Here is a 24,265-nt window from a genome sequence, read left to right on the forward strand (position 1 = left end):
GGCCCGATCGGCCTGGCCGCCGCCGCCCACCTCACCGAGCGCGGCCTGACCCCGCTGGTCCTCGAAGCGGGCCCGGCAGCCGCCAGCGCGGTGCGCGGGTGGGGCCACGTGCGGCTGTTCTCCACCTGGGCCGAACTCGTGGACCCCGCCGCCGAGAAGATCCTCGCCCCCACCGGTTGGACCCGCCCCGACGGCGCGACCTACCCGACAGGCGCGGACTGGGCCGAGCTGTACCTCCAGCCGCTCGCCGACGCCCTCCGCGACACCGTCCGCTACAACACGACAGTGACCGGCGTCGCCCGCGCAGGCCGCGACCGCGTCGTGGACTCCGGCCGCGAGACCCAGCCCTTCACCGTCCACATCAGCCACGCCGACGGCCGCGAGGAGCGCATCACCGCCGGCGCCGTCATCGACGCCTCCGGCACCTGGTCCACCCCCAGCCCCCTCGGCGCCGACGGCCTGCCCGCCCTCGGCGAGAAGACCCAAGCCGCCCGAATCTCCTACCGCATCCCGGACTTGAAGGACCCCCAGGTCCGCGCCCGGTACGCGGGCAAGCGCACTGCCGTCGTCGGTTCCGGCGCCTCCGCCTTCACCGCCCTCGCCATGCTCGCCGACCTCGCCAAGACGGAGAGCGGCACCCACGCGGTCTGGGTCCTGCGACGCGGCATCACCGGCTCCACCTTCGGCGGCGGCAGCGCCGACCAGCTCCCCGCCCGCGGTGCCCTCGGCCAGGCCGCCAAGGCCGCCGTCGAGAACGGCCACGCCAGCGCCGTCACCGGCTTCCGCACCGCCGCCGTCGAGGAGGCCGGCGACAGGCTCGCCCTCGTCTCCGAGGACGGTCACCGTGCCGAAGACCTGGACGAGATCATCGTCCTGACCGGCCTGCGGCCCGACCTGTCCTTCCTCGGCGAACTGCGGCTCGGCTTGGACGAGCGCCTCCAGGCGCCGACCGAGCTGGCCCCGCTGATCGACCCCAACCAGCACTCCTGCGGCACCGTCTACCCGCACGGCGTCGCCGAACTCTCCCACCCCGAGCAGGGCGTCCACCTGGTCGGCATGAAGTCCTACGGCCGCGCCCCGACCTTCCTCGCCATGACCGGCTACGAGCAGGTCCGTTCCATCGCCGCCCACCTCGCCGGCGACCACGAGGCCGCTACCCGCGTCGAACTCACTCTCCCTGAGACCGGCGTCTGCGGCGGCGCTGGCCTCTTCGACCAGCCCGACGCGCAGCAGGACGCGGGCGGCGGCTGCTGCGCGGCCCCCGCCGCCGCACCAGTCCCGGTGGCCATCAGCATCGGTGCCCCCGTCGAGGCTCCCGCTGGCGGCTGCTGCTGAACCAGACAGCCCGGGGTCCAACCGGCCTTCCGGCCGGTTGGACCCCGGGCTGCGTTCTACGACTTCGCGCCCTTACTCGTCAGCGGCGACAGCCGTTGCGCCGTCCTCCAGACGCTGGCGAATGCTGGCGTACTTCTCGGGCCCCCACTCGGGCGAGGCGGCCAATTCGGCCTCCACCCAAGCGTCTATGCTCTTGCCCAGTTCCTCATCGTACGTGTCCATGCGGTCACCCCCTGGCAACGCCCCAGGTCAGGACTACCTGGTTGTGTAAGTTCATTGGCACCAGTGGCAGGCCGCGTACCCCACCGACAGCAGCACCGGCACCCCGCGCCGTTCCGCCTCCGCGAAGGCCTCGGGGCCCCACTCCCACCAGTCGACCGGGTTCTCGGCATGCTGCTGCAGGTACGGCGAGGTCGCGTCCGCGAGACGGTTCGGCATGCCCCCATCCTCCCGCATCGGCGGGCGGCGGGGGGCGGGGGCTCACTCCTTCGGGGCCTCCGGCTCCTCCACGAAGTCGACCTTCTTGAACTGCCGGTTCATCGACTTGGCCAGGAACCAGGTCGCCACGCCGAGAGCGGCGAAGACGACGAAGCCGAGCAGGCCGGGGGTGACCTTGGCGTCGTCGACGGCGAGGTCGGCGGCGAGGTGGAGGACGTTCACGGGGGCGCTCATATCTCTATGGTGGCCCGGCTCACGGGGAGCCGGGCCATCGGGGGGTGGTTCAGTCGCGCGTGTCGGCGGCCTCGACGGCCAGGGTGGGGGTGCGCAGCCCGGCGAACAGGTCGTCCTCCGGCAGGTCCACGTCGACCAGGGTACGGGCGAGCTCGTAGTCCTCGGTGGGCCAGACCTCGCGCTGGACCTCCAGCGGCACCCGGAACCACGGGCCGTCCGGGTCGATCTGGGTGGCGTGGGCGATCAGCGCGCGGTCGCGGGTCTCGAACCAGTCGGCGCAGCGGACCCGGGTGGTGATCTCGCGCTCCTTGCGGCCGCTCTTCTCCCAGCCCGCGATCCACTCGCCGTACGGCGACTCGTGGCCGTGCTCGGTGAGGTACTCGTGCAGGGCGCGGATGCGGCCCATCGGGAAGCCGTGGTTGTAGTACAGCTTCAGCGGCTGCCAGGGCTCGCCGGCCTCCGGGTAGGCGTCCGGGTCGCCCGCGGCGTCGAAGGCCAGCATGGTGATCTTGTGGGTCATGATGTGGTCCGGGTGCGGGTAGCCGCCGTTCTCGTCGTAGGTCGTGATGACCTGCGGCTTGAACTCGCGGATCAGCCGGACCAGCGGCTCGGCCGCCTCCTTGACGTCCTGCAGGGCGAAGCAGCCCTCCGGCAGCGGGGGCAGCGGGTCCCCCTCGGGCAGGCCGGAGTCCACGAAGCCCAGCCAGGCCTGCTTGACGCCGAGGATCGCCCGCGCCTCGTCCATCTCCTTGCGGCGGACCTCGTGGATGTTCTCCTCGACGTACGGGTCCCCCTGGAGCTTGGGGTTGAGGACCGACCCGCGCTCGCCCCCCGTGCAGGTGGCCACGAGCACGTCCACACCCTGCTCGACGTACATGGCCATGGTGGCCGCGCCCTTGCTGGACTCGTCGTCCGGGTGGGCGTGCACCGCCATCAGTCGCAACTGCTCAGTCAACGCCTTGCGTTCCTTCCACATCATCGGGCGTTCCGCGAAGTCCGGGTCTGCCCACCGTACGAACCGCTCACTTCGGGACCGCGTCGCCGCGGGGTCGGCCCGCGGAAGTCGCCGCGCCGGCCGAGCCCTGCCCCCGCCGGACCGGCCGCGGGCGTGCCCCTCCTATAGTGACGGACTGGAGGAGCGTCGCATTCCCCGCACCGCCCCGCACCGCCCGCGCACCCCCCGTGCGACCCCTCCCCCAGGAGAGGACCGAGTCCGATGACCGCAGAGACCACCGCCACCACGCTGCCCGAGGGGCGCTACGGCCGGAGCGGCGACCGCGACTCGGACCGCCGCCTCAAGGTGGTCGGCGCGGTCTGCGGCGTGCTGGGCCTGGGCCTGATCGCCTGGCTGGGCGGCTCCTACCTGCTGCGCGAGACCAAGATCAACGGCTCGGTGCCGACCTTCCAGGTGCTCTCCGACTCCGAGGTCCAGCTGCACCTCACCGTGCGCAAGGGCGACGGCCAGGCCGGGACCTGTACGGTCCGTTCGCAGGGCGACGACCACGCGGTGGTCGGGGTGGCCGACTTCCCCGTGCCGGCGGCCGGTTCCAGCTACGAGGCGACGGTCACCCTGCGCACCACGGCCCGCGGCACCACCGCCGAGCTGCTGGGCTGCACGCCCGCCCGGTAGGGCGCATAGTCGACCGGGGGAACGGGCATCCGCAGGGGGTCGCACCCCGTCCTGTACACCGCGGCGTAACGCCACCGTCAATGGCACGCCAACGGCTCTCCCGCTTGTCGGCGGGACTTGTTAGGCTCGTGGTTTCGCCCCTTCCGCACCGGATGGTACGGGAGCGGGCGTTGCTTTGTAGTTGAGACCGATATACCACCAACCCTGCTGACGACTCACACCCTCAGCACAGCCCCAGCACCTACGAGGAGCACCCGTGACCCAGACCAGCGAGAACGTGACCTGGCTCACTCAGGCCGGCTACGACCAGCTCAAGGCCGAGCTGGACCACCTGACCGGGCCCTGGCGCATCGAGATCGCCCAGAAGATCGAGGCGGCGCGCGAGGAGGGCGACCTCAAGGAGAACGCCGGCTACCACGCGGCGAAGGAGGAGCAGGGCAAGTACGAGCTGCGCATCCGCCAGCTCACCCAGCTGCTGGAGCGGGCCAAGGTCGGCGAGGCCCCGGCCGACTCGGGCGTGGTGGCCCCGGGCATGGTCGTCACGGTCGCCTTCGACGGCGACGAGGACGACCTCATGGAGTTCCTGCTCGCCTCCCGCGAGGTGGCCGGCTCGGACAACCTGGACGTGTACTCCCCGCAGTCGCCGCTGGGCCGCGCGATCGACGGCAAGAAGATCGGTGACGAGGCCACCTACGACCTGCCGAACGGCAAGCCGGCCATGGTGAAGATCGTCAAGGTCGTGCCGCACGCCGGCTGATCCGGCCCCACCAACGCCGAGGGCGGCCGCGGAGTCCAGGACTCCGCGGCCGCCCTTCCGCGTCTCGCGGGCGCCGCCCGGTCGGGCAGCGGCCGCTCAGGCGGTGGCCGAACGGTACTTGCGCACCGCGAGCCAGGAGAACACCGCCGTGATGAGGATCGACCACATCACCGACACCAGCGCCGCGTGCTGCATGGGCCAGGCGTCGTCCACCGGCCCCACCTGGTTGCCGAACAGCACCCGGCAGGCCTGCACGGTGGCGCTGAACGGGTTCCAGTACGCGACCTGCTGCAGCCAGCTCGGCATCGAGCTGACCGGCACGAAGGCGTTGGACACGAAGGTCAGCGGGAACAGCCAGATCAGCCCGGCCGAGGTGGCCGCCTCGGGGCTGCGCACCGACAGGCCGATCAGCGCGCCGATCCAGGAGAAGGCGTAGCCCAACAGCAGCAGCAGGCCGAACGCGGCGAGCGCGTTGAGCACCCCGTCGTGGATCCGCCAGCCGACCAGCAGTGCGACCACGCTCAGCACGATCAGCGTGAAGCCGGTCTGCACCAGGTCCGCCAGCGTGCGGCCGACCAGCACCGCCGAGCGGGCCATCGGCAGCGAGCGGAAGCGGTCCACCAGCCCCTTGGTCATGTCCTCCGCGATGCCCGCCGAGGCCCCGGCGGTGGCGAAGGTGACGGTCTGGGCGAAGATGCCGGCCATCAGGAACTGGATGTACGTGTGGGAGCTGGAGTCCACCCCGGGGATCTTGATCGCCCCGCCCATGACGTACGAGAACAGCAGCACGAACATGACCGGCTGCATCAGGCCGAAGACGACGATCTCCGGGATGCGGGTCATCCGGCGCAGGTTGCGCTTGGCGACGACCCAGGAGTCGTGCAGCGTGGCGGCCAGCCCGCGGCGCTGCCGGGGCATCGCCGCCCCGATGGCGTGCTCGGTGGCGGTGCTCATCTCAGCGCTCCTTCCCGGCCGCGACGGCCTGCTTGTCCCGGCCGTCGGCGTCGTCCGCGCCTGACTTGCCCTTGCCCCGGCCGCGCGCCTTGGGGTCGCCGCCCTCCTCGTCCTGCTGCTCGGCGACGTGGCCGGTCAGCGTGAGGAAGACGTCGTCCAGGGTCGGGCGGCGCAGGCCGATGTCGTCGATCTCGATCCCGCGGGCGTCCAGTTCGCGGATGGCGTCGGCGAGCACCCGGGCGCCGCCGCTGATCGGCAGGGTGATCCGGCGGGTGTTCCGCTCCACCGTCGGCTCGCTCAGCGCGTAGCCGGACAGCGCCCCGACCGCGTCGGCGACCAGGCCGGGCTCGTGCACCACGACCTCGATCCGCTCGCCGCCGATCTGCGCCTTGAGCTGGTCGGCGGTGCCGCGCGCGATCACCCGGCCGTGGTCGACCACCGCGATGTCGTGGGCGAGGCGGTCGGCCTCCTCCAGGTACTGGGTGGTGAGCAGCAGCGTGGTGCCCTGCTCGACCAGGGTCTCGATGACCTCCCAGAGGGCGAGCCGGTTGCGCGGGTCGAGACCGGTGGTCGGCTCGTCCAGGAACATCACCGGCGGACGGACGACCAGCGCCGCGGCGAGGTCCAGGCGACGGCGCATGCCGCCGGAGTACGTCTTGGCGGTGCGGTCCTTGGCCTCGGTGAGATTGAACCACTCCAGCAGCTCCAGCGCGCGGGCCTTCGCGGCACGGGTGCTCATCTGGTAGAGCTCACCGACCATGGTGAGGTTCTCGAAGCCGGTCAGGTACTCGTCGACCGCCGCGTACTGACCGGACAGGCCGATCAGGCTGCGGACCCGGTTGGGGTGCTTGAGCACGTCGACGCCGGCGACCACCGCGTGGCCGGAGTCGGGCCGGAGCAGGGTGGTCAGGATCCGTACGGTGGTGGTCTTCCCGGCGCCGTTCGGGCCGAGCAGCCCGAGCACCGTGCCCTCGGGGACGTCGAGGCTGACGCCGTCCAGGGCTCGTACGTCGCCGAAGGTCTTCACCAGGTTCTCGGCTTGGATGGCTGGCGCCATGGCCTGCCTCATCTCCTCGGACGTATGGAGCGATCTGTCCCACTCTGCCCCGCTTTCGGGCGCGCGGGCGACTCGATTCTCGACCTGCGGGACTCGAACGCGATGTATCGCGAGTCTCCCAGTACGCGATATATCGCGTCAAGGGACGCAGCTCCGCCATCGTTCCAGGGAGGACTGACAGCGCACCGCGGCGACGACCGGCCGTCGGGCCCCGAGCACCGGCACTGGAAACCCCGCCGTCCACTCCGAGGGGGCCGCGCGGGCCTGCCCCCCGGCAGCTAGCCGGCGACGACGTACCCCGAGTCCCGCAGCTCGCCGACCACCGCCGCGCAGTGCTCCGGCCCCTTGGTCTCCAGGTGCAGGTCCACCTCGACCTCGGTCAGCCCCAGCTTCGGATCGGTCCGGACGTGCGCCACGTCCAGCACATTGGCGTCCAGCCTGGTCAGCACGCCCAGCAGGTCCGCCAGCGAGCCCGGCTTGTCCGCCAGCCGCACCCGCAGCGACAGGTAGCGCCCGGCCGCCGCCAGCCCGTGCCGCAGCACCCGCTGCATCAGCTGCGGGTCGATGTTGCCGCCGGACAGCACCGCCACCACCGGGCCCTCGAAGGAGTCCGGCCGCTCCAACAGCGCCGCGATCGGCGCCGCCCCGGCCGGCTCGACCACCAGCTTGAGCCGCTCCAGCCCGAGCAGCAGCGCCCGGGACAGCGCGTCCTCGGAGACCGTGCGGATGCCGTCCGCCAGCGTGTTGACCACCTCGAAGGGGATGTCCCCCGGGCGCCCGACCATGATCCCGTCGGCCATGGTGGCGAAGTGCTCCAGCGACACCGGCCGCCCGGCCGCCAGCGAGGGCGGGTACGCGGCCGCGCCCGCCGCCTGCACCCCGACCACCCGGACGTCCGGCCGCAGCGGCTTGACCGCCGCCGCGATCCCGGCCAGCAGTCCGCCGCCGCCCACCCCGACCAGGATGGTGCGCACCTCCGGGCACTGCTCCAGGATCTCCAGCCCGACCGTCGCCTGGCCGGTGACCACGTCCCAGTGGTCGAAGGGGTGGATGAACACCGCGCCGCTCGCCTCCGAGTACCGCTGCGCGGCCTGCAGCGCCTCGTCCACGGTGGCGCCGTGCAACCGCACGTCGGCACCGTACTCGCGGGTGGCCGCGACCTTCGGCAGCGGCGCCGCGACCGGCATGAACACCGTCGAGCGCACCCCCAGCAGCGAGGCCGCCAGCGCCACCCCCTGGGCGTGGTTCCCGGCGCTCGCCGCGACCACCCCGCCGGCCCGTTGCACCGGCGAGAGTCCCGCGATCCGCACGTACGCCCCGCGCAGCTTGAACGAGCCGGTGCGCTGCAGGTTCTCGCACTTCAGGTGGACCGGCGCGCCGATCAGCGCGGACAGGTGCCGACTGCCCTCCATCGGGGTCACCCGGGCGATCCCGGCGAGCATCTTCTGGGCGCCGCGGACGTCGTCGAGGGTGATCGGCCAGTTGTGCATGTCCTCCAGGTTAGGACTCCGGAGCGTGGCAATCCGGGACGCCGGGCCTGTTCCCGGGCCAGCCGCGCCCGCGTACGCTGCTGCTTCTGAGCCTCCCTCACCGCACGACGATCGTGAGCCGCGATGACGACGACCTCGCCCCAGGCCACCGACCGCACCGACCCCGTGCACACCCAACTCCAGTACCAGCTCGCGGTGTTCGCGCGCCGCATGGAACAGGTCCGGACCTCCGGCGGCGGGATCGGAACGCTGGACCGGGCCGCCTACCTGCTGCTCGACCGGCTGGAACGGCACGGGCCCGTCAACGTCAAGGCGCTGGCCGAATCGCTGGGCGTGGACTCCTCCACGGTGACCCGCCAGGTCGCCCCGCTGGTCGCGGCCGGGCTGGTCGGCCGGGTGCAGGACCCGGCAGACCGTCGCGCCGTCCGGCTCGCCCTGACCTCGCGCGGCGCCGGCCGGCTGGACGAAGTCCGGGACGGACGGGCCGAGTTGACCCGTCGCCTGGTGGCCGACTGGCCCCCGGAGGAGCAGCGGGCGTTCTGCGCCCTGCTGGCCCGCTTCAACGACGCGATGGAGTCGTACACGGCGGACCAGCAGGGGCAGTGAGCCGTGCCTAGCCCAGCGCCTGCGTGAGGTCGGCCAGCAGGTCGTCGATCGACTCGATGCCGACCGAGACGCGCACCAGGTCGGCCGGGACCTCCAGCGGCGAGCCCGCCGCCGAGGCGTGGGTCATCCGGCCCGGGTGCTCGATCAGCGACTCGACGCCGCCGAGCGACTCACCGAGGGTGAACAACTGCGCGCGGTTGCAGACCTCGACGGCCGCCTCCTCGCCGCCCGCGACCCGGAACGAGACCATGCCGCCGAAGGCCTTCATCTGCTTGGCGGCGATGTCGTGGCCGGGGTGCTCGGGCAGACCCGGGTAGAGCACCTCGCTGACCTTGGGGTGGCGCGCCAGCAGCTCGGCGACCTTCTCCGCGTTGGCGCTGTGCCGGTCCATCCGGACACCCAGCGTCTTGATGCCGCGCAGCACCAGCCAGGCGTCGAACGGGCCGGAGACCGCGCCCATCGCGTTCTGGTGGTACGCGACCTCCTCGCCGAGCGTCGCGTCGGCCAGCACCAGGGCGCCGCCGACCACGTCCGAGTGGCCGCCCATGTACTTGGTGGTGGAGTGCACGACCGCGTCCGCGCCGAGCGCGATCGGCTGCTGCAGGTACGGGCTCGCGAAGGTGTTGTCGACCACCAGCAGCGCGCCGGCGCCGTGCGCGATCTCGGCCAGCGCGGCCAGGTCGGTGATGCCCAGCAGCGGGTTGGACGGGGTCTCCACCCACACCGCACGGGTGTTGGGGCGGATCGCCTCGCGGACGGTGGCCAGGTCCTGGGTGTTGGCCACGGAGAACTCGACGCCCCAGCGGGTCAGCACCTTGGCGAACAGCCGGAAGGTGCCGCCGTAGGCGTCGTTGGGGATCACGATGTGGTCGCCCGGCTTGAGGATGGTGCGCAGCAGGGTGTCCTCGGCGGCCAGGCCCGACGCGAAGGCGAGGCCGCGGGCGCCGCCCTCCAGCGCGGCGAGGCACTCCTCCAGCGCGGTGCGGGTCGGGTTGGCGCTGCGGCTGTACTCGTAGCCGCCCCGCAGGCCGCCCACCCCGTCCTGCTTGTAGGTGGACACCTGGTAGATCGGCGTGACGACGGCCCCGGTCTGGGGGTCTGCTTCCTGACCCGCGTGGATGGCGAGGGTCTCGAAGCCCTGGGGAAGCTGGTGCTCGGTCATGGGTCCGAGCCTAACGGCCGCACGCCCCCACGCCCGCCGGAACGGCAACCCGGCCCGCTCCCCCGGCGCACCACCCGCCCCGCCGGGCCGGCGCGGACGGGCTCGGCGGGGGTTCCCGGAATCCGGGGGCGGCCGTTCGCGTTGCAGACGGAGCCACGTTTTCCGACCCGCTGGAGCAGGCCGTGTTGTTCAACCGCCACAAGACCTCGCTCGTCCCCGCCGACCAGGCGCTGCCCGGTCGGCCGACCGCGGCCTTCGAGCTGCGCGACCCGCACACCGTGCTCGGCCACCCGCTGACCGGCCCGTACCCGGAGGGGCTGGAGGTGGCCGACTTCGGGCTGGGCTGCTTCTGGGGCGCGGAGCGCGCGTTCTGGCGCCTGCCCGGTGTCTGGACGACGCTGGTCGGCTACCAGGGCGGCTACACCCCCAACCCGACGTACGAGGAGGTGTGCAGCGGGCTGACCGGGCACACCGAGGCGGTCCGGGTGGTGTACGACCCCGCCGTGGTCTCCTACGAGCGCCTGCTGAAGACCTTCTGGGAGGCGCACGACCCGACCCAGGGCAACCGGCAGGGCAACGACGTGGGCACCCAGTACCGCTCCGCGGTCTACACCCACTCCCCCGCCCAGGCCGAGGCCGCCGCGGCCTCCCGGGACGCCTTCCAGCCGGCCCTGACGGCGCTCGGCTACGGCCCGATCACCACCGAGATCGCCCCGGCCGGCCCGTTCTTCCCGGCCGAGCCGTACCACCAGCAGTACCTGTCGGAGGCCAAGAACCCCAACGGCTACTGCGGTCTCGGCGGCACCGGGGCCTCCTGCCCGATCGGCGTGGCCCGCACCCAGGGCTGACGGCCCGGCGGCGGTCGCGGGGGCTGCGACTCCATGTGACCGCCGCCCGCTGCGGGCGCAGACTGGAAGGGCCAGCAGGGGCGGCCCGGTCACCTCTCCGGTGGCCGGGCCGCTCCTCGTGGAGAGGAGTGCGCCATGTCCGGTCTGGTCCGCAAGAGCTTCGACGACCCCGAGGAAGTCCGCCCCTTCGAAGCGGGCAAGGGTGAGCTGCGCCTGGTGAACCTGGACGCCGGTCCGGTCGGCCGGGCGGTGTTCGAGCCGGGCTGGCGGTGGTCCGAGCACATCAAGCCGATCGCCAAGACCGACAGCTGCCAGGCGGCCCACGCGGGGTACGTGATCTCCGGCCGGATGAAGATCGTCATGGACGACGGCCAGGAGGACGAGTTCGGCCCCGGCGACTACATGGTCTGCCCGCCCGGGCACGACGCCTGGGTCCTGGGCGACGAGCAGTGCGTGGTCGTCGACTGGCAGGGGTTCACCGACTACGCCAAACGCTGACGCGCCGAGGGCCGGGGCGCCCGCCCCGGCCCTGCGCTTTCCCGGCCCTGCGCTGCCCGGCCGGAGGCTCCGGCCCGGAGGCTCCGGTCAGACGGCGCTGCCGGCCTTCCACTCGGCCCAGCCCATGTTCCAGCCGTTCAGGCCGTTGTCCGGGGCGACCGTCTTGTCCCCGGAGTTCACGACCTCGACCACGTCGCCGATCATCGAGGACTTGTAGAACTTGTAGCCGTCCGTCCCGGTGTCCTGCGCGCCCTTGGCGTCCTGCAGGCCGACGCAGCCGTGGCTGGTGTTCTGGCCGCCGAAGATCGACGCCGGGGACCAGTAGTTGCCGTGGATGAAGGTGCCCGAGGTGGTGAGGCGCTGGGCGTGCGGCACGTCGGCGATGTCGTACTCGCTGCCCAGGTTGACGGTCTGCGAGTTCATCCGGGTCTGCGTGTACTGCTCGGAGATGACCATCTTGCCGCCCCAGGTGGTGTGCTCAGGCGAGCCGCCGGAGATCTTGTAGACCGCGCTGACCTGGCCGTCGGTGGTGACGGTGAGCTTCTTGGTGCCGAGGTCGGCGACGCTGGTCTGGGCGCGGCCGATGGTGAAGGTGACGTCCTTGGACTGGGTGCCGTACACGCCCTTGGCGCCCTCGACGTCCTTGAGCCGGAGCTTGAGGGTGACCTTGGTGCCCCTGGCCCAGTACTCCTGCGGGCGGAAGTCGAGGCGGGTGCTGGAGAACCAGTGACCGACGATCTCGACGCCGGGCTCGGCCGTCACGGTGATCGCCGACTGGACGGCCTTGCGGTCGGTGATCGGCTTGCTGAAGTTGATCGAGACGGGCATGCCGACGCCGACGGTCGAGCCGTCCTCGGGGGTGAAGTAGCCGACGAAGGTGTTGGCCGGGGTCGCCGTGGTGAAGACGGCGTTGGAGTCCGCCTCCAGCTTGTCCTTGTCCACCGCGACGGCGGCGACGGTGTACTTGGTACCGCTGGCCGGGGCCGCGGCCGAGGTCCAGGCGGTGTTGTCGGCGGAGAGCTGGCCGGCCAGCTCCTTGCCGGTGGAGTCGGTGACCTTGACGCTGCTCAGGGTGCCGTTGGCGACGGTGACCTTGACCGGCTCGCTGAAGCTGGCGGCGGTGACCCCGTCCGCGGGCGAGACGGTGATCACGGCGGCCGAGGTCTTCGGGGTGCCGCTGCCGCCGCCCCCGCCCGGGGTGCCGTTCGCGCTGCCGCCGGAGCCGCTGCCACCGCCGTTGTCACCGTTGTCGTTGCAGGCCGCCAGCAGCAGGACGGGCGCCCCGATCAGTCCCGCGAGGACACCGCGTCGGCTCCAGCTTCCTCCGGCCGCCCGCCCCTGACCGTCCCGTGCCGTCACGTCGCGTCTCCCTGCTGATCATCCCGGGCATTTACGGATACAAAAACGCAATCCGCCCGCTCACGGTTCCATCACCGAAGGGTAAGCGATCGTATGAGATGACCCAATGTGCCACTGAACACGACAAAACGCCCGGTCCACCGTGGCAGACCGGGCGTTGTCGAGAGGTCACGGCGTGCTGCCGTTACTCGGCGGACTCGTCCACCGCGTACTCGTCCCACTCCTCGCTGTCCGGGTCGAACTCGGTCTGCGCCGACTCCCAGGTCGCCGAGGCGAGCTCCACCCCGGGGACGTCCCCGAGCAGGGCGACGGGGTCGATGAAGTGCGCGAGCGAACCCGACGGGTCCACCTCGATGGCCTCGACGGACTGGGCGCGCTCCTCGTCGTCGAGGTACTCGTCCTCGGTCACCGCCTGCAGGGCCGCCGCCTTGAGGGCGCCCTCGTCGGTGATCTCCGCGATGAGCTCGATCTTGACCCGGACGTAGCGCGGGGCGTCCTGGTCGGTCGTTTCAGTGCTGGTCATGCGTGCGAGCGTACGGGAACGGCGGGCCGCCCGGGGCACGCCGCGGACGCCGGACCGGGGTCCGGCGGCGAACGGACGGGACGGAGGGGCCGAACGGAAGGGCCGACCGGAGGGACGAACGGAAGGGGCCGGCCCCTCGGAGAAGGACCGGCCCCACCGTTCCCCCGCATGGGCTCCCCCACCCGGGAGCCGCGGGGACGCGCCGTAACGGCGCGCGCGGCCGCGGGAGCCGCCACACCCTGTCGACCGGCCGGAGCCGGGCAGGGGCGGGACAACGGCACCTCCCGCGGAAGGCGGACACAGCGGCCGGGTCAGGGCCGCCCGATGTGTCCGGAGTCGACCGCCTCCGCCGGGGAGCCGCTCCCGGACGGTTGCCGTCGCCTCTTTCGGCGTCTTGCCGTTGACCACCACGATGCCGGAGCCGTGTTAACCACGTGCTGCGGGCAGGTGACGCCGGTGTACCACTTCGCCCGTGGACGAATCCTCCGGATCCGTCCACGGGCGAAGCCGGGTGACTGCGCGTCAGTGCGCGGAGCGCCCGGTCAGGAAGCCCAGCAGGTCCTGACGGGTGACGATGCCCTGCGGCTTGCCCTCGACCAGCACGACGGCCGCGTCGGCCTTCTCCAGCACGGTCATCAGGTTGGTGACGGTCTCGCCCGAGCCGACCACCGGCAGCGGCTTGGACATCACCTTGTCCAGCGTGTCGGTCAGCTCGATCTCCTTGGCGAAGATGCCCTCCAGCAGCAGCTTCTCCACCACCGAGCCGATCACCTCGCCGGCCATGATGTCCGGGTGCCCGGCCCCCGGGGAGACCACCGGCATCTGCGAGACGCCGTACTCGCGCAGCACCCGGACCGCCTCGGCGACCGTCTCGTTCGGGTGCATGTGGACGAACTGCGGGACGCCGCCCTGCTCGATGCTCTCCTTGCGGGCCAGCACCTCGCCGATGTGCGCCTCGTCGGTGGACGAGGGCAGGAAGCCGTAGTCGGCCATCCAGTCGTCGTTGAAGATCTTCGACAGGTAGCCGCGGCCGCCGTCCGGCAGCAGCACCACGACGACGTCGTCCGGCCCGAGCCCGCGGGCGACCTCCAGCGCGGCCACCACGGCCATGCCGCAGGAGCCGCCGACCAGCAGGCCCTCCTCCTTGGCCAGGCGGCGGGTCATCTGGAACGAGTCCTTGTCGGAGACGGCGACGATCCCGTCCGCGACCTCGCGGTCGTAGGCGGTCGGCCAGAAGTCCTCACCGACGCCCTCGACCAGGTACGGCCGGCCGGTGCCGCCCGAGTAGACCGAGCCCTCCGGGTCGGCGCCGATCACCTTGACCTTGCCGCCGGAGACCTCCTTCAGGTAGTTGCCGGTGCCGGAGATGGTGCCGCCGGTGCCGACGCCCGCCACGAAGTGGGTGATCTTGCCGTCGGTCTGCTCCCACAGCTCCGGGCCGGTGGAGTGGTAGTGCGACGCCGGGTTGTCCGGGTTGGAGTACTGGTCCGGCTTCCAGGCGTTCGGGGTCTCCCGGACCAGCCGGTCGGAGACGTTGTAGTACGAGTCGGGGTGCTCAGGGGCGACGGCGGTCGGGCAGACGACCACCTCGGCGCCGTACGCGCGCAGGGTGTTGATCTTGTCGGTCGAGACCTTGTCCGGACAGACGAAGATGCACTTGTAGCCCTTCTGCTGGGCCACGATCGCCAGACCGACACCGGTGTTGCCGGAGGTCGGCTCCACGATGGTGCCGCCCGGCTTCAGGGCGCCCGAGGCCTCGGCGGCCTCGATCATGCGCATCGCGATGCGGTCCTTCACGGAGCCACCGGGGTTGAAGTACTCGACCTTCGCCAGCACTGTCGCGCTGATGCCCTCGGTGACCTTGTTCAGCTTGACCAGCGGCGTGTTGCCGACCAGGTCGATGATCGAGTTGTGGTACCGCACGGGGGTCCTCCCGGTCTGTGGGCATGCGAGTGCTATCGGTACTGCAAAGCCTAGGGCGTGGCGCGCACCGCAGCGCCCCCTCTCCTCCACCGCCACGAACGGCCCGCCCGGCACTCCCGCCCCGGGCCGCTCCCCGCTCCGTCGGCCCGGCTCCCGTCGCCCCCAATGGCCCCGCCCCCGGTACTCCCGTCCTCCGCGCGGGTAGGTAGGGGTGTGGTGTACGGCCCCACTGGGGGGCGGCACGAGGACGTGAAGGGGGCACCGGATGCCAGGCACTCACGACTCGCGGGCCCGGGTGGCCCGGCGGATCGCCACCGCGGCGGCGTACGGCGGCGGCGGGCTCGGGCTGCTCGGCGTGGGCCTGGTCGGCCTGCTGCTGACCGAGAGCAAGCTCGCCGTCCAGGCCATCGGCGTCCTGGAGACCCACCCGCCCAAGTCCGACGGCGTCTACGGCGAGGCCTTCGCCGACGGCGCCGCCGACCCGCAGCCGCCGCTCGTGCTGGCCGTCCTCGGCGACTCGACCGGCGCCGGCCTCGGTGTGGCGCGGGCCCGCGAGACCCCGGGGGCCCTGCTCGCCGCCGGTCTGGCCTCGGTGGCCGAGCGCCCGGTCCGGCTGGTCAACGTGGCCCGCTCCGGCGGCCGCTCCGCCGACCTGTCCGGCCAGCTGGAGCAGGCGCTGCCGCACCACCCGGACATCGCGGTGATCATGATCGGCGCCAATGACGTGACCCGGCACAGCCCGGCCCAGCTGGCCGTCCGCCAGCTCGGCGAGGCCGTCGCCGCGCTGCGCGCCAACGGCTGCGAGGTGGTCGTCGGGACCTGCCCGGACCTCGGCACGATCAAGCCGGTGCGGCCGCCGCTGCGCTGGGTGGCCCGTCGGCTGAGCCGGCAGCTGGCCGCCGCGCAGACCATCGCGGTGGTGGAGGCGGGCGGCCGGACGGTGTCGCTGGGCTCGCTGCTGGGCCCGGAGTTCGCGGCCCGCCCGGAGATGTTCGCCGCCGACCGCTACCACCCCTCGGCCCAGGGCTACGCGACCGCGGCGATGGCCGTGCTGCCCTCGGTCTGCGCCGCGCTGGACCTCTGGCCGGAGGAGGAGCGCCCGACCGTTCCGGTGCCCGGCGACACGGTGCTGCCGGTCGCGGTGGCGGCGGCCGCGGCGGCCGGCCGGTCGGGCACCGAGGTGGCGGCGGTGGAGGCGGAGGGCGCCGGCCACCGCTGGGCCCTGCTGCGCCAGCGCCTGCGGGTCGGGCTGCCCGGGTCGGGCCCGGCGGCCCACGTCCACCCCGCCGAGGAGGGGCCCCCGGCCTCCGGGAATACGTCGGCCAGCTCACACGCTGGGGCGGGTGACGCCTGATCTACCAGGCGGTAACTTTCCTCCCGGACGTCAGGTCCGCCGTCACCCAGCGAGGAGCCCGTCATGCCCGAAGCCGTCATCGTCAGCGCCGCCCGTTCGCCGATCGGCCGGGCCTTCAAGGGCTCCCTCAAGGACGTCCGCCCGGACGACCTGACCGCTCACATCATCCAGGCCGCGCTGGCCAAGGTGCCGCAGCTCGACCCGCGCGAGATCGACGACCTGATGCTGGGCTGCGGCCTGCCCGGCGGCGAGCAGGGCCACAACCTGGCCCGCATCGTGGCCGTCCAGATGGGCATGGACTACCTGCCCGGCGCCACCATCACCCGCTACTGCTCCTCCTCGCTGCAGACCACGCGGATGGCGCTGCACGCGATCAAGGCGGGCGAGGGCGACGTCTTCATCTCGGCCGGCGTGGAGACCGTCTCGCGCAGCGTCCACGGCACCTCGGACGGCATGCCGGGCACCATGAACCCGCTCTTCGACGAGGCCCAGGCCCGTACCGCCAAGCGCGCCGAGGAGGGCGGCGGCGAGTGGCACGACCCGCGCGAGGACGGCCTGCTGCCGGACGCCTACATCGCGATGGGCCAGACCGCCGAGAACCTCGCCGCGCTCAAGGGCATCACCCGCGCCGAGCAGGACGAGTTCGGCGTCCGCTCGCAGAACCTCGCCGAGGCCGCCATCAAGGCCGGCTTCTGGGAGCGCGAGATCACCCCGGTGACGACCCCGGACGGCACGGTGGTCAGCACGGACGACGGCCCGCGCGCCGGCGTGACCCTGGAGGGCGTCTCGGGCCTGAAGCCGGTGTTCCGGCCGGACGGCACCGTGACCGCCGGTAACTGCTGCCCGCTGAACGACGGCGCGGCCGCGCTGGTCATCATGTCCGACACCAAGGCCGCCGAGCTCGGCATCACCCCGCTCGCCCGCGTCGTCTCCACCGGTGTCAGCGCCCTCTCCCCCGAGATCATGGGCTACGGCCCGGTCGAGGCCTCCAAGCAGGCGCTCCGGCGGGCCGGCCTGACCATCGACGACATCGACCTGGTCGAGATCAACGAGGCCTTCGCGGCCCAGGTGATCCCCTCCTACCGCGACCTCGGCGTCGACCTGGACAAGCTCAACGTCAACGGCGGCGCCATCGCGGTCGGCCACCCCTTCGGCATGACCGGCGCCCGGATCACCACCACGCTGATCAACTCCCTGCAGTGGCACGACAAGCAGTTCGGTCTGGAGACCATGTGCGTCGGCGGCGGCCAGGGCATGGCGATGGTCATCGAGCGCCTCAGCTGACCACCCGCCCCCTCCGAAGGGTCTGGACCACCCATTTGGAGTGACACTGCGTAATTGAGGGCCGGATCACACCGCGAGGTCGATCCGGCCCTCTTTTCGTTCGCTTTCGGCCCGGAAATCGACACTGCGGAGCGGATCAACTCCACTGCGTAGAACGGTGTTACCTAACAATTTGGGGACAAGAGCGAAAGTCCTGGACGAATTAGACATTCGCCACTGCGGTAACAGCCCCGCATGCGGCAGTGTGGACACGTAACCCCGTTCCGCTCCTCGCTAGGAGTACGTTCCGTGAGCGCCGTCTACGCCATCCTGCTGCTGATCCTGATCACCGTGTCGACCGCCGTGCTGTTCCGTCTCCGGGCGATCTCCCGCCGACTGGACGCCCAGGCGGCGGCCCGGGCCCTGCCCGCACCGGTGGACGAGGCCGCGATACGCCGGGCCGTCGCCGAGGCGCTCGCCGCCGACCGCGAGCGGGAGATCACCGAGGCCCGGGCGTTCTGGGCCGAGCAGGAGGCCCGCGCGGCCGAGGACGCGCCGCTGTTCGACTCCCCCTTCACCGGGGTCTTCTCCGGCACCGACGAGTGGCCGCTGTTCTTCCCCCGCCCCACCGGCCCGCAGGACGCCGCCGACAACGCCGGGACGATGGACCCGGAGTTCGGTGAAGCGCTGCGCTCCGCGCTGGAGGACCTGATCAGCGAGGGCGGCACCGCCCCGGCCGAGCCCGGCACCGACGGCGGCGCGCCGCTGCGCCCCGGCCACCCGGTGGGCGAGCCCACCAAGGACGCCCGGGCCCGCCGCGAGGCCGACCTGCTGGCCACCGGCCTGGAGGCCGGGCTGCTGGACACCGACCCGGCCGTCGAGGAGGCCCCGGTCGCCGCGCCCGACCCGCGCCGCCACCCCTCGCACCCCGACTTCGTGCCGAGCCAGGCGCCGTCCCGTGAGTGGACCGATAACCGGCTGGCCGCCCTCGCCGAGGAGGCCGTCGCCCTGACCGACGTCCGTCCCGGCCCGCTCGGCACCCTGGACGTGTACGCCTTCGCCGACGGCACCACGCTCTGCGTGGCCCCGGGCGACCGGGAGGCCGCCTACCGGCTGATCGACGCGGTCCGCGCCGGTGAGCACGTCCGGCTGCTCGGCGGCTCGCGCTTCTCCGGTTCGTACTCGCTGACCTTCTCCACCGACGAGGAGGCCGTCTACGTGCTCGCCGACCGGGTGGTCGCCAGCATCTGACGCCGAATCAACGGCAGGACTCCCCTCAGCACAGCACAGCACGCCGAAGGCCGACCGGGTCACAGGGGTTACCGACCCGGCCGGCCTTCGGCGTTCCCGCTCCCGGTCCCACTCCCGGCCTGGCGACCGTTGCCGGTCCCGTCGGAGCCGGCCTCAGCCGCAGAGCTCCGCCGTCCCGCGCACCGCCGCGACCGCCCCGGCCAGCACCTCGGCGACGGCCGCGGGCCCGTCCGGCAGCGCCACCTCCGCGCCCTCGGGCAGCGCCGCGAGCGCGGCGGCCAGGTCGTGCCCGGCGACGGCCAGTTGGTCCCCCACCGCGAAGGCCCCGGCGTCCGGGAAGTCCCGCTCCGGCCCGCCCTCCGCCGCGAGCGCCAGCGCTGCCAGCCGCCGGGCCAGGTCCAGCGCGGCCGCCGCCCGCGAGGCGTGCCCGGGCACGGCGCCCAGCAGCTTGCTCTGCGGCAGCGAGCGGAAACGATCCGCCAGTTTGTCGACGGCTTCGACCAGGGGCTCTACGTCATGCATGGCAGCGAGCCTAGGCGAAAAGCCGCCGGGCCCCGGAGCGGGTGGCTCCGGGGCCCGGCGGCAGTGTTCACAGCGGGGGGAGGGGTCAGTCGTCGCCGCGCAGGATCGCGATGAGCCGCATCATCTCCATGTAGATCCAGACCAGCGACAGGGTCAGCCCGAAGGCCGCCCGCCACGACTCGCGCTGCGGCGCGCCCTGGGCGATGGCCGTCTCGATCTCCGCGAAGTCCAGCGACAGGAAGAAGGCGCCCAGACCGATGCCGACCAGGCCGACCACGATGCCCAGCGGGCCGGAGCGCAGCCCCATGTCGGCGCCGAAGGCCGCCGCGACCAGGTTGACCAGCATCAGCAGCACGAAGCCCAGGGCGATCGAGATGCCGATCCGCTGGTAGCGCGCGGTGACGCGGATCCGGCCGCTCTTGTAGGCGAAGAGCATCGCCGCGAAGACCGCCGCCGTGCCCAGCACCGCCTGGATCACGATGCCGTTGAGGACGGTGTTCAGCGCGTGCGACCAGGCGCCCATCGCGAAGCCCTGGAAGGCCGCGTACGCCAGGATCAGCGGCGGGCTGACGCTGCGCTTGAAGGAGGCCACCAGGCCGATCACCAGGGCCACCATGCTGGCCGCGATCGCGAAGCCGTAGTTCTCGAACGGCAGCGCGAACCAGGCCACCGCGCCGGCGGCGACCAGGGTCAGCAGCGTCATGGCGGTGCGGGCGACCACGTCGTCCAGCGTCATCCGCCCGGTGGCGGCCGGGCCGGCCGCCGGCCCGTTGTACAGCTCGTACAGCTGCTCGTCCGTCATCGGGCCCTGGCCCTGAGGCTGCTGGGCGTACTGCGTCCCCGCGTAGGGGTTGGTGCCGTACGGGCTCCCGGCCTGCGCGGCGTTACCGAACCCCGCGTAGCCGGAGTCGCGGGTGAAGGACCCCTCCCGCGAGAAGACCGGGTTGCTGCTTCTCATTGCTCATTCCCTCCGTGGCGGCACTGCACCGCCCAAAGCACAAGGGTAATGGCTTGGCAAAAATTCCGGGATACGCCGCGAGGAGGATCCGGCGAACGTCTCACGGCGGGGGCGCCGTCGGCGCCCCCGCCGGTCGGAATCGGTGCCCGGAGCCGGACTCGAACCGGCACGGCCTCGCGGCCAAGCAGTTTTAAGCTGCCCGTGTCTGCGTTCCACCATCCGGGCGTCCTGCGAACCCCCCTGAGCCTAGTCGCCCGGCTCGCCCTTTCGCATGTTCCCAGCCCCGGAAGTTGTCATGTTTCCTTGCCATCTGACGAACTGTCCGGGATTCGGCCACGAAGGATAGCGGTTCCGGCCACCCCTCGGCCGCCGGCGCCGCCTCAGGGTTCCCGTCATACCGCAGGAGGACGAGCCCCTCCCTCCCGTACGCCCAGCGGTGGTAGGGCCAACCGTCCGGCGGAGCGACGCCAGACCATGATCACGTCGCGGAGCATGGAGGTACAAGTCCACGAGCCCGAGGAGCCCCCCGTGACCACGTCGACCGCAACCGCCGTCCGCACCGGCCGGGCGGCCGCCCGCGCCACCGGCCTGAACAAGGTCTACGGGGAGGGCGAGACCCGCGTGGTCGCCCTCGACGACGTCAGCGTGGCCTTCCCGCAGGGCGAGTTCACCGCGATCATGGGTCCCTCCGGCTCCGGCAAGTCCACCCTCATGCACTGCATGGCCGGCCTCGACACCGTCACCTCCGGCTCCTCCACCATCGGCGACACCGAACTCGTCGGCCTCAAGGACAAGCAGCTCACCCAACTGCGCCGCGACCACATCGGCTTCGTCTTCCAGGCCTTCAACCTGCTGCCGACCCTGACCGCCCTGGAGAACATCACCCTCCCGATGGACATCGCCGGCCGCAAGGTCGACCAGGCCTGGCTCGACCGCGTCGTCGACACCGTCGGCCTCTCCGGCCGCCTCAACCACCGCCCCTCCCAGCTCTCCGGCGGCCAGCAGCAGCGCGTCGCCTGCGCCCGCGCCCTCGCCGGCAAGCCCGACATCATCTTCGCCGACGAGCCCACCGGCAACCTCGACTCCCGCTCCGGCGCCGAGATCCTCTCGTTCCTGCGCAACTCCGTGCGCGAACTCGGCCAGACCGTCGTCATGGTCACCCACGACCCCGTCGCCGCCGCCTACGCCGACCGCGTCGTCTTCCTCGCCGACGGCCGCATCGTCGACGAACTCCACCACCCCACCGCCGACACCGTCCTGGACCGCATGCGCCGCTTCGACGCCAAGGGCCGCACCAGCTGACACCACGCCAGCCCGGGCCCGCCGGCCCGCCCGCGCCCGACCCACGACTCCCCAGGACACCCCATGTATCGCACCGCACTGCGCAACGTGCTGGCCCACAAGGGCCGACTGCTGATGACGGCGCTCGCCGTCATGCTCGGCACCGCCTTCGTGGCGGGCACCATGGTCTTCTCCGACACCTTCGGCAAGGCCATGCGGGACAGCAACTCCAAGAGCTACTCGGACGTCTCGGTCCAGGTGGTGGACCGCGCGGCCGGCTCCGGCGCCGGCGCCAAGGAGAAGGGCGAGAGCGGCTCCGCCGCGCTCACCGACGCCACCGTCCAGCAGCTGGCCGCCCTGCCGGGCACCGCCGGCGCCCGCGGCGTGGTGAGCGGCTTCACCGGCGTCGCCGACCACAAGGGGAACCTGGTCGGCCAGTTCTGGGCCGCGCGGGGCGCCAACTTCGCGCCCGGCCAGGACGGCAAGGACCCGCGCTACCCGATGGCCGAGGGCCAGGGCCCGAAGAACGGCAAGGAGATCGCGCTCGACCGCAAGACCGCCGACAAGGCCGGCTACAAGGTCGGCGACACCGTCCGGGTGGCCGCCAACGGCCCGGTGATCGAGGCCAGGCTCACCGGCGTCTTCACCACCGACGACCCGGTGGTGAACACCGGCGGCACGCTCACCCTGTTCGACAAGGCCACCGCCCAGCAGCTGCTGCTGGAGCCCGGCCGCTACAGCAGCGTCGTCCTCACCGCCAAGCCCGGCACCTCCGAGGACGCACTGCTCGCCCAGGCCACGCCCAAGGTGCCCGTCGGCCACCAGTTCGACGTCGAGACCGGCACCAAGCTCAAGGCCGACGAGCAGGAGATGATCACCAAGGGCACCGACAGCATGCGCACCATGCTGCTGGTCTTCGCCTTCATCGCGCTCTTCGTCGGCATCTTCATCATCGCCAACACCTTCACCATGCTGGTCGCCCAGCGCACCAAGGAACTGGCCCTGCTGCGCGCCATCGGCGCCAGCCGCAAGCAGGTGACCCGCTCGGTGCTGGTCGAGGCCCTGCTGATCGGCACCGTCTCGGCGGCGGCCGGTCTGGTCGCGGGCGTCGGGATCGGCGCGGGGATGCAGTCCCTGCTCGGCACCCTGAACGAGAACCTGCCGAGCGGCTCACTGGTGATCAAGCCGCTCACCGTCGCGGTGACCCTGGTGGTCGGCGTCGTGGTGACGGTGCTGTCGGCCCTGCTGCCCGCCCTGCGCGCCGCCCGGATCGCCCCGGTCGCCGCGATGAGCAGCGGCGACCAGCCCGCCTCCCAGAAGAGCCTGGTGGTCCGCAACACCATCGGCTCGCTGCTCGCCGCCGGCGGCCTGGCCCTGATCGGCTTCGGCGCCTCCACCGGCGACACCAGCGGCCGGATGCCGGTCGGCCTCGGCGCCTTCCTCGCCCTGATCGGCGTGTTCGTCCTGCTGCCGCTGCTCTCCCGGCCGGTGGTCGCGCTGATCGGCCCGCTGCTGCGCGGCCTCGGCGGCACCCCGGGCAAGCTCGCCCAGCAGAACGCGGTGCGCAACCCGCGTCGCACCGCGGCCACCGCCGCCGCGCTCACCATCGGCCTGACCCTGGTCAGCGGCCTCACGGTGATCGGCGCCTCGGTGGGGGACGTGGTGGACAAGGCCGTCACCAGCTCGATGAAGGCCGACTTCGTCGTCGGGGCCGCCAACGACATGAGCCTCTCCGAGCAGGTGTCCGCCCAGATCGCCAAGTCCCCCGGGGTGACCGCCTCCTCGCCGCAGACCAAGACCTACCTGGAGCTCAACGGCACCGGGAGGACGGTCTCCGGCCTGAACGCGGACAGCTTCGACCAGCTCGTCGGGGTCAAGCTGACCAGCGGTTCCACCGCGGCGCTCGGCAAGGGCCAGCTGCTGGTCGACCAGGACGCCGCCAAGGAGCTCAAGGTCACCACGGGCTCGGTGCTGACCGTCTCCTACCCGGACGAGTCCACGGGGCAGCTCACCGTCGGCGGCGTCTACGAGACGGGCGGCATGCTCGGCTCGGTCGTCCTGGCCAACAGCGAGGTCGCCAAGCACGAGCCGAAGCCGTTCGTCTCCGACGTCCTGGTCAAGGGCAAGGACGGCGCGACCGCCGCGCTCAAGCAGACGATCAAGGACGCCACCGGTGCCAACCCGGTGATCGAGGTGAAGTCCAAGCAGGACGTCCGCGACGACTTCAGCCAGACCATCACCTTCGCGCTGAACCTGATGTACGGCCTGCTGGGAATGGCGGTCCTGATCGCGATCCTGGGCGTGATCAACACGCTGGCGATGTCGGTCTTCGAGCGCAAGCGCGAGATCGGGATGCTGCGGGCGATCGGCCTGGACCGCCGGGGCATCAAGCGGATGGTCCGCCTGGAGTCCGTGGTGATCTCGCTGTTCGGTGCCGGCATCGGCCTGGCGCTCGGCTGCTTCATCGCCTGGGCGATCAACGGCACCCTGAAGTCCAGCCTGGCCGGTCTGACCACCGTCCTGCCGTACGGGCAGCTGGCGCTGTTCCTGGTGCTGGCCGGGGTGGTCGGCCTGGTGGCCGCGATCTGGCCGGCCCGCCGGGCGTCCAAGCTGGACATCCTGTCGAGCATCAAGACCGACTGAACCGGCGGCCGACTGACGGACGACAGGTCCCGAGCGGCGGGATGAACAGGGCCCGAGCCGGAGGGCGCGCCGATGCCGAAAGGGAGGAGCGCGGGAGCGACGACCGTCGGCATCGGGTCCCGAGCGCCCGGCGGCGAGCGGCGGGATGAACAGAGAGAGCCCCTGCCGACGGTTCGGCA

23 protein-coding genes, 1 tRNA gene and 1 pseudogene are annotated in these 24,265 nt (G+C 72.1%); 11 read left to right on the plus strand and 14 right to left on the minus strand.

Annotation, left to right across the window (positions count from 1 at the left end):
* Window positions 1-1,335, plus strand: a 1,335-nt coding sequence (locus ACIRD3_RS29170; protein WP_402222573.1) for an NAD(P)-binding domain-containing protein, incomplete at its 5' end; no start/stop codon positions are given.
* A gap of 72 nt (window positions 1,336-1,407) precedes the next feature.
* Here ACIRD3_RS29170 and ACIRD3_RS29175 read toward each other — a convergent pair.
* The 4 genes and pseudogenes from ACIRD3_RS29175 to mca form a co-directional block, all read right to left on the minus strand.
* Window positions 1,408-1,557, minus strand: coding sequence for a hypothetical protein (locus ACIRD3_RS29175; RefSeq protein WP_402222576.1), 150 nt, complete (start codon window positions 1,555-1,557; stop codon window positions 1,408-1,410).
* Window positions 1,558-1,614: 57 nt separating this feature from the next.
* Window positions 1,615-1,773 (minus strand): annotated as a pseudogene (locus tag ACIRD3_RS29180) (DUF255 domain-containing protein); the annotation flags it as partial.
* A 42-nt stretch (window positions 1,774-1,815) separates the two neighbouring features.
* A complete protein-coding gene (locus tag ACIRD3_RS29185) occupies window positions 1,816-2,007 on the minus strand; it encodes a hypothetical protein (protein ID WP_402222579.1) in 192 nt (63 codons plus the stop codon).
* 49 nt (window positions 2,008-2,056) lie between these two features.
* Window positions 2,057-2,962, minus strand: coding sequence for a mycothiol conjugate amidase Mca (gene mca, locus ACIRD3_RS29190; RefSeq protein ID WP_402222582.1), 906 nt, complete (start codon window positions 2,960-2,962; stop codon window positions 2,057-2,059).
* A gap of 261 nt (window positions 2,963-3,223) precedes the next feature.
* On the opposite strand from mca, the gene ACIRD3_RS29195 reads away from it, so the two are divergent.
* Both ACIRD3_RS29195 and greA read left to right on the plus strand, forming a co-directional pair.
* Entirely contained in the window at window positions 3,224-3,637 is a 414-nt protein-coding gene (locus ACIRD3_RS29195; protein ID WP_402222585.1) for a DUF4307 domain-containing protein, read from the plus strand.
* 256 nt (window positions 3,638-3,893) lie between these two features.
* On the plus strand, window positions 3,894-4,394 hold the full coding sequence (gene greA, locus ACIRD3_RS29200) for a transcription elongation factor GreA (RefSeq protein ID WP_402222588.1): 501 nt from the start codon (window positions 3,894-3,896) through the stop codon (window positions 4,392-4,394).
* A 96-nt stretch (window positions 4,395-4,490) separates the two neighbouring features.
* Here the strand turns inward: greA and ACIRD3_RS29205 are convergent, their stop codons facing one another.
* The 3 genes from ACIRD3_RS29205 to ilvA form a co-directional block, all read right to left on the minus strand.
* Window positions 4,491-5,348: an ABC transporter permease gene (locus ACIRD3_RS29205; protein WP_402222589.1), complete on the minus strand. Its 858-nt coding sequence runs from the start codon at window positions 5,346-5,348 to the stop codon at window positions 4,491-4,493.
* Between the two features lies 1 nt (window position 5,349).
* Window positions 5,350-6,405 carry an ATP-binding cassette domain-containing protein gene (locus ACIRD3_RS29210; RefSeq protein WP_402222592.1) on the minus strand — a complete coding sequence of 352 codons (1,056 nt, stop codon included), beginning with the start codon at window positions 6,403-6,405 and terminating at the stop codon, window positions 5,350-5,352.
* A 278-nt stretch (window positions 6,406-6,683) separates the two neighbouring features.
* On the minus strand, window positions 6,684-7,895 hold the full coding sequence (gene ilvA / locus ACIRD3_RS29215) for a threonine ammonia-lyase (RefSeq protein ID WP_402222593.1): 1,212 nt from the start codon (window positions 7,893-7,895) through the stop codon (window positions 6,684-6,686).
* 123 nt (window positions 7,896-8,018) lie between these two features.
* Here ilvA and ACIRD3_RS29220 point away from each other — a divergent pair, with 123 nt between their 5' ends.
* Entirely contained in the window at window positions 8,019-8,501 is a 483-nt protein-coding gene (locus ACIRD3_RS29220; protein ID WP_402222595.1) for a MarR family winged helix-turn-helix transcriptional regulator, read from the plus strand.
* Window positions 8,502-8,508: 7 nt separating this feature from the next.
* Here the strand turns inward: ACIRD3_RS29220 and ACIRD3_RS29225 are convergent, their stop codons facing one another.
* Window positions 8,509-9,663: a cystathionine gamma-synthase gene (locus tag ACIRD3_RS29225; protein WP_402222598.1), complete on the minus strand. Its 1,155-nt coding sequence runs from the start codon at window positions 9,661-9,663 to the stop codon at window positions 8,509-8,511.
* 182 nt (window positions 9,664-9,845) lie between these two features.
* Between ACIRD3_RS29225 and msrA the strand changes: the two genes are divergently transcribed.
* Together msrA and ACIRD3_RS29235 are read left to right on the plus strand one after the other, a co-directional pair.
* The gene (gene msrA, locus ACIRD3_RS29230) at window positions 9,846-10,511 is read left to right on the plus strand and encodes a peptide-methionine (S)-S-oxide reductase MsrA (RefSeq protein ID WP_402222601.1); all 666 of its coding nucleotides are present in this window, start codon (window positions 9,846-9,848) and stop codon (window positions 10,509-10,511) included.
* 135 nt (window positions 10,512-10,646) lie between these two features.
* Complete coding sequence (locus ACIRD3_RS29235; protein ID WP_402222604.1) at window positions 10,647-11,009, plus strand: cupin domain-containing protein; 363 nt, start codon at window positions 10,647-10,649, stop codon at window positions 11,007-11,009.
* Between the two features lie 87 nt (window positions 11,010-11,096).
* Here the strand turns inward: ACIRD3_RS29235 and ACIRD3_RS29240 are convergent, their stop codons facing one another.
* From ACIRD3_RS29240 to ACIRD3_RS29250, 3 genes are all read right to left on the minus strand, one after another.
* Window positions 11,097-12,368 carry an Ig-like domain-containing protein gene (locus ACIRD3_RS29240; RefSeq protein ID WP_402222606.1) on the minus strand — a complete coding sequence of 424 codons (1,272 nt, stop codon included), beginning with the start codon at window positions 12,366-12,368 and terminating at the stop codon, window positions 11,097-11,099.
* A 184-nt stretch (window positions 12,369-12,552) separates the two neighbouring features.
* Window positions 12,553-12,891, minus strand: a complete 339-nt coding sequence (locus tag ACIRD3_RS29245; protein ID WP_402222608.1) for a hypothetical protein — start codon at window positions 12,889-12,891, stop codon at window positions 12,553-12,555.
* A 522-nt stretch (window positions 12,892-13,413) separates the two neighbouring features.
* A complete protein-coding gene (locus tag ACIRD3_RS29250; RefSeq protein ID WP_402222611.1) occupies window positions 13,414-14,814 on the minus strand; it encodes a cystathionine beta-synthase in 1,401 nt (466 codons plus the stop codon).
* A gap of 265 nt (window positions 14,815-15,079) precedes the next feature.
* Here ACIRD3_RS29250 and ACIRD3_RS29255 point away from each other — a divergent pair, with 265 nt between their 5' ends.
* The 3 genes from ACIRD3_RS29255 (at window position 15,080) to ACIRD3_RS29265 (ending at window position 18,682) form a co-directional block, all read left to right on the plus strand.
* On the plus strand, window positions 15,080-16,168 hold the full coding sequence (locus ACIRD3_RS29255) for an SGNH/GDSL hydrolase family protein (protein ID WP_402222613.1): 1,089 nt from the start codon (window positions 15,080-15,082) through the stop codon (window positions 16,166-16,168).
* Between the two features lie 63 nt (window positions 16,169-16,231).
* Entirely contained in the window at window positions 16,232-17,452 is a 1,221-nt protein-coding gene (locus ACIRD3_RS29260; protein ID WP_402222616.1) for an acetyl-CoA C-acetyltransferase, read from the plus strand.
* A 288-nt stretch (window positions 17,453-17,740) separates the two neighbouring features.
* Entirely contained in the window at window positions 17,741-18,682 is a 942-nt protein-coding gene (locus ACIRD3_RS29265; protein ID WP_402222618.1) for a hypothetical protein, read from the plus strand.
* Window positions 18,683-18,835: 153 nt separating this feature from the next.
* On the opposite strand, the gene ACIRD3_RS29270 is transcribed toward ACIRD3_RS29265, so the two are convergent.
* From ACIRD3_RS29270 to ACIRD3_RS29280, 3 genes are all read right to left on the minus strand, one after another.
* The gene (locus ACIRD3_RS29270; RefSeq protein WP_402222620.1) at window positions 18,836-19,204 is read right to left on the minus strand and encodes a hypothetical protein; all 369 of its coding nucleotides are present in this window, start codon (window positions 19,202-19,204) and stop codon (window positions 18,836-18,838) included.
* A gap of 85 nt (window positions 19,205-19,289) precedes the next feature.
* Complete coding sequence (locus ACIRD3_RS29275; RefSeq protein WP_402222623.1) at window positions 19,290-20,162, minus strand: Bax inhibitor-1/YccA family protein; 873 nt, start codon at window positions 20,160-20,162, stop codon at window positions 19,290-19,292.
* Window positions 20,163-20,305: 143 nt separating this feature from the next.
* Window positions 20,306-20,387: transfer RNA gene (locus tag ACIRD3_RS29280), tRNA-Leu, on the minus strand.
* Window positions 20,388-20,654: 267 nt separating this feature from the next.
* Between ACIRD3_RS29280 and ACIRD3_RS29285 the strand changes: the two genes are divergently transcribed.
* Entirely contained in the window at window positions 20,655-21,464 is an 810-nt protein-coding gene (locus ACIRD3_RS29285) for an ABC transporter ATP-binding protein (RefSeq protein WP_402222625.1), read from the plus strand.
* A gap of 63 nt (window positions 21,465-21,527) precedes the next feature.
* Window positions 21,528-24,086 carry an ABC transporter permease gene (locus tag ACIRD3_RS29290; protein ID WP_402222626.1) on the plus strand — a complete coding sequence of 853 codons (2,559 nt, stop codon included), beginning with the start codon at window positions 21,528-21,530 and terminating at the stop codon, window positions 24,084-24,086.
* The last annotated feature ends 179 nt before the right edge of the window (window positions 24,087-24,265 follow it).

Source organism: Kitasatospora sp. NPDC093550 (genome assembly GCF_044764985.1).
In the GTDB taxonomy this organism is placed as follows: domain Bacteria; phylum Actinomycetota; class Actinomycetes; order Streptomycetales; family Streptomycetaceae; genus Kitasatospora.

Coding starts and splice junctions, on each gene's coding strand:
- ACIRD3_RS29175 (WP_402222576.1), bottom strand. CDS start 1,557: ATGGACACGTACGATGAGGAACTGGGCAAGAGCATAGACGCTTGGGTG.
- ACIRD3_RS29185 (WP_402222579.1), bottom strand. CDS start 2,007: ATGAGCGCCCCCGTGAACGTCCTCCACCTCGCCGCCGACCTCGCCGTC.
- ACIRD3_RS29195 (WP_402222585.1), top strand. CDS start 3,224: ATGACCGCAGAGACCACCGCCACCACGCTGCCCGAGGGGCGCTACGGC.
- ACIRD3_RS29205 (WP_402222589.1), bottom strand. CDS start 5,348: ATGAGCACCGCCACCGAGCACGCCATCGGGGCGGCGATGCCCCGGCAG.
- ACIRD3_RS29210 (WP_402222592.1), bottom strand. CDS start 6,405: ATGGCGCCAGCCATCCAAGCCGAGAACCTGGTGAAGACCTTCGGCGAC.
- ilvA (WP_402222593.1), bottom strand. CDS start 7,895: ATGCACAACTGGCCGATCACCCTCGACGACGTCCGCGGCGCCCAGAAG.
- ACIRD3_RS29220 (WP_402222595.1), top strand. CDS start 8,019: ATGACGACGACCTCGCCCCAGGCCACCGACCGCACCGACCCCGTGCAC.
- ACIRD3_RS29225 (WP_402222598.1), bottom strand. CDS start 9,663: ATGACCGAGCACCAGCTTCCCCAGGGCTTCGAGACCCTCGCCATCCAC.
- ACIRD3_RS29235 (WP_402222604.1), top strand. CDS start 10,647: ATGTCCGGTCTGGTCCGCAAGAGCTTCGACGACCCCGAGGAAGTCCGC.
- ACIRD3_RS29245 (WP_402222608.1), bottom strand. CDS start 12,891: ATGACCAGCACTGAAACGACCGACCAGGACGCCCCGCGCTACGTCCGG.
- ACIRD3_RS29255 (WP_402222613.1), top strand. CDS start 15,080: ATGCCAGGCACTCACGACTCGCGGGCCCGGGTGGCCCGGCGGATCGCC.
- ACIRD3_RS29260 (WP_402222616.1), top strand. CDS start 16,232: ATGCCCGAAGCCGTCATCGTCAGCGCCGCCCGTTCGCCGATCGGCCGG.
- ACIRD3_RS29270 (WP_402222620.1), bottom strand. CDS start 19,204: ATGCATGACGTAGAGCCCCTGGTCGAAGCCGTCGACAAACTGGCGGAT.
- ACIRD3_RS29275 (WP_402222623.1), bottom strand. CDS start 20,162: ATGAGAAGCAGCAACCCGGTCTTCTCGCGGGAGGGGTCCTTCACCCGC.
- ACIRD3_RS29285 (WP_402222625.1), top strand. CDS start 20,655: ATGGAGGTACAAGTCCACGAGCCCGAGGAGCCCCCCGTGACCACGTCG.
- ACIRD3_RS29290 (WP_402222626.1), top strand. CDS start 21,528: ATGTATCGCACCGCACTGCGCAACGTGCTGGCCCACAAGGGCCGACTG.